The following is a 6731-nucleotide window of genomic DNA, read 5'->3' on the forward strand; positions in this document are numbered from 1 at the left end:
ATCAACTGCTTGTAACTCATGGTAAATGCTTCTGTTTGTTTGGCGACGATAGAGTACCACCAACAGGCAGTTGATCTCTTCTCACCGTTTAACCATGAGTGGTGCACTTATTATCTGAATTCGGGCCAAGTTAAGAACTGAGTTTTCATAATACCCTCTCTAATTCATGAGCATCTTTGGCTTGAGCGATCATTTCAAGTGCGTCATTAATTTCGGTTAAAGTTTCTTTATCTATTAACGTTATTCGATCTAAATCTATTTTTTCCGGGTTGGATATCCAAGAGACATCATACTTAGCAAGCAATAATGATTGAGCAGACTTTAAATTTTTCTCTGCTTCAGCAAAACCTTTTGACAAATTTAGTTCCATATTAAATCCTTAGCTGAGCATGTTTCTTAAACACATCACCTGTTTTTGGGTTTATAAATAGGCCGTTCATTTCAGCTAAAGATTCTAAAGTGAAATCAGGATTGTTTTTTAGAATTGCGTTTCTTACATCTTCATTTTTTAAAAATACATCTGCAGGAATTGTGAATTGGTTTAAATTCATGGGCTCTACGATTGGTGTTTTTCCTAATTCAGAAATGATATCCATTGCAGACTTCAGCTCCGAGAAAATAGCAAAACCAATGTCATTCATTTCTTGTTTAGTGGTCCCAACCCCATTTTTAATTAGCTCTGGATAAGGCATTAAAAATACATTTAAAGCCTTTTGAATTTGATTTTTAATATCTTTCAATGACATATGTAAAATACCAAGGTCGAATAACTACTTATAATTTACAGCTTGTTTCTAATTAAAAGGCGGGAAAAAAGAGTAAATTTTAAATTTAATCTATTTTTTAAAATGTTTCAGGTTGAAGTGTTTTAAAACCAAGTCCAATTTTTAAAATTGGACTTGGCGAAAAGCGTTATGGTGCAACTGATTCGGTTTTGGTGCACTCCTCCCCTTCTAGGCTCCAACCTGTAGGGCAAGTATTGGTACTTGGAACTTCTTCAGTTTTACTACACTGCTCCCCTGATAAAATATAATCTGTTGGGCAAGAGTAAGTTACAGCGGTAGATGTGGAGCTAACGCAGCTAGTGCCACTTAGTGAGCCACCAGCCGGACATGAGTAAACTAAACTCGCATTCTCTCTCTTATTACATTTCGACCCTGACAAACTATATTGTGACGGGCAAGAGTAAGTCACAGCTGTAGATGTGGAGCTAACACAGCTAGTACCATTTAATTTACCATCAGCCGGACATGAGTAAACTAAATTCGCATTATCTCTCTTGTTACACTTCGACCCTGATAAACTGTATTGTGATGGACAAGAGTAATTATATGAAACTGTTGTTGATTTAACACAGTTAGAGCCACTAGAAGTATATCCACTTGGACAAGAGGCAACTGATGCCACTGATGCAGTAGCCGAACATTCGAATGGATATCGACTTGTGTCGCTTACATATCCTGCAGGGCAACTTTTAGTTGTTGTTTCACCCATGCTGACACCGTTGGAGTAACAATAATATTTCATTGGGTATGACGTTACATCCGGTGAAGCAGTCTGACCTGCCGGACATACGTATACTTTGAAGGCATATTCTTTTCTTTCACACTTAGTTCCATTTAATGTATAACCTGATGGACACGAGTACGCTGGAGTACCATATTCATTTTTCACACAACCAGAACCAGTATTCGAATATCCAGAAGGGCAACTCTTAGATGCATCAATTTGAACATCTTTATAACAACTATTACCGGAACGCGTATATCCAGCAGGGCATGATGAACTTGCAGGCGAGCTCGATGAACCTAGACATAAACCATTTGAGTACGTGGTACCAACTGGGCAATTTTTAGTTGCATCAATTTGAGTGTCTTTATAACAACTACTTCCTGAGCGCGTATATCCAGCGGGGCAAGATGAGCTAGCAGGCGAGCTCGATGAACCCATACATACACCATTTGAATACGTCGTACCTGCAGGGCAATTCTTAGTGGCGTCTACTGTATATGTTTTAGAACAATCTCCCGAACTGAGACTGTACAAATAACCTGATGGACATACTTTAATTGCTGGTTGAGTCGTTGTTCTGTAACACATTCCGCCAGATAAAATGTAACCTTCAGGACATGTTGCCCCTTTGACACTTAGAGTGATGGTATAATTTGCAGCTCCTGATGATCCAACTACCCCTGGGTAAATTGGAATATCTAGTCCGCCAGCTGAGTTAATAGCCTTGTCAAATTGAACAGTTTGCCCTTTTGTTACAGTAATTCCATTTACAACAACAGAGCTTGGTGCGTCACTATGTAACTTAAATGTGATCTGCTGTTCACCAAAAGCCTTATTTCCGTCCAAGGTGTACAATGTTGGTACCTTTATTATTGTAAACGGCTCATCAGCTTTACTACTTAGTAAGCTTTTAGAAGACAGGGTGTTTACAGGTTCAACATTTACTGTGGTTTCAGCTTTAGTGCTGAAAGATATATATACCAAGGCCAGTAGTAATAGTTTACGAAATAGCATTTTAGAACCCAAAGTAAGTTGTTATTCTAAATAGAATTCCTTTTTGAATTTGGTCCAAATTTGAAAATCTATTAAGTTGAGCTTATTAATTTACTTGAAATGGATTTTAGAAATGCCTGAAAAAAAACTATTTTTGACAGATAATTCAGGGAAACTTTAGTGAATTTTTATAACTGAATATAAGATTTGCGGGTTCTCGGACCCACATAAAAAGTTAAGGCGCGAAAGATTCTCTACAGTCATGCAGCTATCACCATGCAACTGCCATCCAGTTGGACAAGCTTTTTGGCTATGAGCGGTCTGAGTCAACTTGCAAGATTGATCTAAAAAAACATAATCATCAGGGCAACTATAGGCTGGTTCAGACTCAGTAATGGCAATACATTTATTTCCGTTCAGCTCCGCATTTTCAGGGCATGAGTATATTGAGTCTCCATCTATCTGCTCTCTATTTACACACACATTTAACTGGGGGTTTCCATCAAGATCCCAGCTAATTTCCTGATATGCTCCACCATGCTCACACATATAGCTGGGTTCTTGGTAGTTTGAAGGGTTAACGCAATTTCCATCAATGTATTCGCCCACCACACACTCATAACGGACATTAGCTTTATACATATATGGGTTCTTAAAAATGCATAGATAATTCTGATTATCATAATACTCAAGCCCATCTCCATCACACCAATCAACCGAAGGTTTCGCGGTTTCCACATCAACAGAGTAAGCTCTTGAGTCAGTGCACTCACCTTCCCCCCACTTATGTAAGGTATATCCTGCTGTGCAAGGTTCATACTCGGCATCATTAGTATCAAGCAGGCCATGAGAAACACATATGCTTTCATGGTTAGGCTTTTTATTCTCTGTAGCTTCGATTAGATACACTCGTTCATCATGAGCACAATAAGCCTCCCCAGGGTAATCCTGCACCTTTGAAAAGCACACCTTGTACTTTTCAGACCATACACCAGGGCAAGATACGATTGGATTTGTAACAGTTGATGTAATGCAAACGCCATCTAAATTCTCAGAACCTTCTGAGCAAGTAACTAATGCCGGTTCATTAAGCTCTTTGACACATTTATCTTCTGTCTTCAAATAGTCATAACCAGTAGGACAGATGTTTGTAGCATCAATTATAAGCGTTTTTGAGCACATACCATCGGAAAATAAATAATCTTCAGGGCAGCTAGCTCCTTTTACACTTACTGTTATAGTGTAATGCGCTTCACCAGTATAACCGGTGGCAGCTGGGTATATTGGTATATCCAAACCCCCATCGGCATTAACCTCTTTCAAAAAGTCTATAGTCTGCCCCTTAACTACTTTTTGCTCATTCACAATCACAGCATTTGGGGCAGTATCATGGAGCTTAAAGCTTACTTCTTGCTCTCCATAAGCTACGTTACCTTCAGCCGTATAAAGGGGTGGTATACGAATAATAGAGAGTGGTTCATTAAATCTGCTTTTTAATAGTTGATTAGATGAGAGTGTATTTACTGTATTAACAGTCACCTCTTGTCCTGATAACGCTGCAAAGGGGGAAAAAACAAATAGAAATAGTAAAAACCTATGCAAAATCATTTTGATCTCCACTGAAGTTAATTTATTAATTAAAGCAGCTTGGAAAATGAAATTTACCTAAAAAAAAGTGATTTTTATAAAAAGTGCCACCAATATATAAACGTTGTTAAGTGAAAGGGTAACTTAAGAGACAGAATAGCCATTAAAGGTTAAGGAGCATTTATCCTTTCGCAGTTACACTGTCTTTTCGGTAGTAATTATTTTTGAGGGGATGTAATGCTAAGCATATAATGCTTTCGGCTGTCACAATGCTAATACAGTTTTCAAAAAAGATTGAAGATTAATAATAGCTGAAATCTTTACTCAGTTTTTCCAGTTAAGAAATGAACCCAACCTTTCCATTCACTTTTGTAATGAAGGTTTGGATTTGATGGTATATTAGCAGGCCTACCCCCCTCTTTACTCAGCTCCCTAAATTGTGTCATCGTCTCAACACCCAGTGTACGAGCTATTCGACAAGCTTCATGAAACTCAACGAACCGACCACAACCAGGTGAATTTTTTGGAGCTAAAACTTCTGACCATTTACAGCCATATACATTAGGTGGGCGCTTAGGCATAGACTCTGGAAATTCATCACCTTCACTGGCCTCAAGCCACTCTTTAATTGAAGATAACTTTTTCTCTCGAGCATATCTTGCTGCTTCTGTAATTGATACGTATTTATCTTGGGACATTTGTTTAACGTGTCTGACACATATCTTTCAATTCTACGATCAATTTTTAAAATTTTAAACATTATGAGTTTTTAAAATTCTAATATCATCTATCCCTCGTATTTATTCTTTCTATCGCGCTTTTAGTTAAGAAGGGCTGTACAAGTGTGTTTTGAAAAAATATACCGCCTTTCTTAGACTACAATATCATCTACAAACAACTCCATCGCCATCGCGATCATTCATATACGGATAGGCTGGGTGACCACTATAGACAGGCGTTATTTTATGGTTTCTTGCTTCTTTGCAGCTAATTTTACCATTTTGGTTATCATCATAAATTGACAAGGCACCAGTTGGATAGGACGTATCATAAGTAGTAGGCTGCAAAGATTTAACTTTGCTGTGGTATACCATATCCGTACTAGTACAGTTCATCAGTACAGAGCTTAATGCGTGATATTCATTTAAATCTATACTCAATTTATATTTTTGCTTAACTTGAACAATGCGATTTACGAACCAGCATTTATTTTTTTCTGGCAACCACTCACCGGCATCAAAGCCGCACTTACCTGTTTTACTACATCGATTAACTTTAGGTGAAGCAAGCGTTAAATTCAGTAAGTCAGAGGCGAAGGCTTTTCTTATACTGACAGGAGCTGAGCACAAGCCTGAGTCATGAGCCTCAGAAGTGGCAACAATGTGTTCTATATCGGTTTCGGAATCTGATTCAAAATAGCTACCTGTATATGGTCCATAAACTTGCCCATTCATACTTGCAACAATGGCATCTTCTACATTCTGGTCATACTCATAATCCGCCTTTTTATCATACGCAGAGCAACGATTTTCATCTTTAATAATCAACCCTTGCCAACTTTCATATGCTGGGCCGCCTTGATCTCCTCCACCAGTTACAGCGATTACTTTACTGGGCAAAATAAATGACAACCCAAACAATATGGCGAATTTGTTCATGCAAAAATCCTTTAGTTTCTTCATTAACCCTCTCAAATTTGGGGGTTATACGAATCTTAAATGCTGTCCTGCTGATTTATCAAATTTAAATTTTTTCAAAAATGCGCGTTTTTAAACATCCTGTATCGTTACTTTTGAAATTCAAATTTGGAGAAATGCATGAAAACTTTAAAACGTCACCTATTAATCGCGATCACTGTACTAACAGTTTCAGCATGTTCTAGTAACGGTATTCATGAAAAAATTGAACAGATAGAAGTTGCTCACCAAAAGCAAGTTGATAAAAAAACCGAGAAAATGGACCAACTCATTAATAGTATTCCAGATTGGTACTTAGATGTACCACAATCTGACTCAACAGGTGTATTTGGCGTTGGATTCGGTTCATCAAACAAACCTCCTTTTGCATTAAAAGCAGCCGAGCTCAGAGCTAAATTTGATGTAGCAAAGAGCTTTAAACAGCTTATCTCTGGCCAAGAGCGTTCATATGAAAACCAGACTCTAGATTCAAACCTTGAGACTCAAATTAATATGCTTATTGATTCAATTGTCGAAGAAGTTAGTGTTGCCGGTGCGCAGAGAGTAAAGCGTGAATTGTATAATGTTGATGGAGTAGCAAATGCATATGTTCTTGTAAAAATGCCTTATGAAGAATATAACCGAGCAATACAGTCTTTGCGTGCTAAAACAGTAGAAGAGAAAATGTCTGTTGCATTCGATGAACTTGAAAAGCGACTGCAGAATAGAAAGAGCGATGAACAAAAAGCAATTCAAGCCACTCACCAGCGTGATGTTGAGCTTAAAGAGCTTGAGATCAAAAAAGAGGTAGAGCTACGAAAAGCTGAGCAACCTCAAAGTGAACTACCCAGCGACATCGCTTCGCTCTGATCACTGGGCTTCTACAGTCTAGCTTAACGGCTAGGCTGCTTCTTTTTTCTCAGATCCAAAATCCAACTTCGATAATTCGAAGACTTTCGTTTT

Annotated in this window: 7 protein-coding genes; 1 reads left to right on the plus strand and 6 read right to left on the minus strand. The window is 38.0% G+C overall.

Going from position 1 to position 6731, the window contains the following annotated elements:
- Nucleotides 1–145 precede the first annotated feature (145 nt).
- The 6 genes from L1266_RS21660 to L1266_RS21685 all read right to left on the minus strand — a co-directional run bounded on the left by L1266_RS21660 (nt 146) and on the right by L1266_RS21685 (nt 5750).
- Nucleotides 146–370 (minus strand): hypothetical protein, encoded by a 225-nt coding sequence (locus L1266_RS21660; protein WP_063530268.1) that lies wholly within the window; start codon nt 368–370, stop codon nt 146–148.
- A 1-nt stretch (nt 371) separates the two neighbouring features.
- A complete protein-coding gene (locus L1266_RS21665; protein WP_063530267.1) occupies nt 372–746 on the minus strand; it encodes a hypothetical protein in 375 nt (124 codons plus the stop codon).
- 166 nt (nt 747–912) lie between these two features.
- On the minus strand, nt 913–2526 hold the full coding sequence (locus L1266_RS21670; protein WP_199524870.1) for a hypothetical protein: 1614 nt from the start codon (nt 2524–2526) through the stop codon (nt 913–915).
- A gap of 156 nt (nt 2527–2682) precedes the next feature.
- Nucleotides 2683–4113 (minus strand): hypothetical protein, encoded by a 1431-nt coding sequence (locus L1266_RS21675; protein ID WP_235378329.1) that lies wholly within the window; start codon nt 4111–4113, stop codon nt 2683–2685.
- A gap of 299 nt (nt 4114–4412) precedes the next feature.
- Nucleotides 4413–4790, minus strand: coding sequence for a hypothetical protein (locus tag L1266_RS21680; protein ID WP_055022345.1), 378 nt, complete (start codon nt 4788–4790; stop codon nt 4413–4415).
- A gap of 186 nt (nt 4791–4976) precedes the next feature.
- Nucleotides 4977–5750, minus strand: a complete 774-nt coding sequence (locus L1266_RS21685) for an excalibur calcium-binding domain-containing protein (protein ID WP_063529957.1) — start codon at nt 5748–5750, stop codon at nt 4977–4979.
- A 159-nt stretch (nt 5751–5909) separates the two neighbouring features.
- Here L1266_RS21685 and L1266_RS21690 point away from each other — a divergent pair, with 159 nt between their 5' ends.
- The gene (locus L1266_RS21690; RefSeq protein WP_063529958.1) at nt 5910–6638 is read left to right on the plus strand and encodes a hypothetical protein; all 729 of its coding nucleotides are present in this window, start codon (nt 5910–5912) and stop codon (nt 6636–6638) included.
- Nucleotides 6639–6731: the final 93 nt, after the last annotated feature.

Origin of the sequence: Pseudoalteromonas sp. Cn5-37 (assembly GCF_021532495.1) — a bacterium.
Classification (GTDB): Bacteria; Pseudomonadota; Gammaproteobacteria; order Enterobacterales; family Alteromonadaceae; genus Pseudoalteromonas; species Pseudoalteromonas simplex.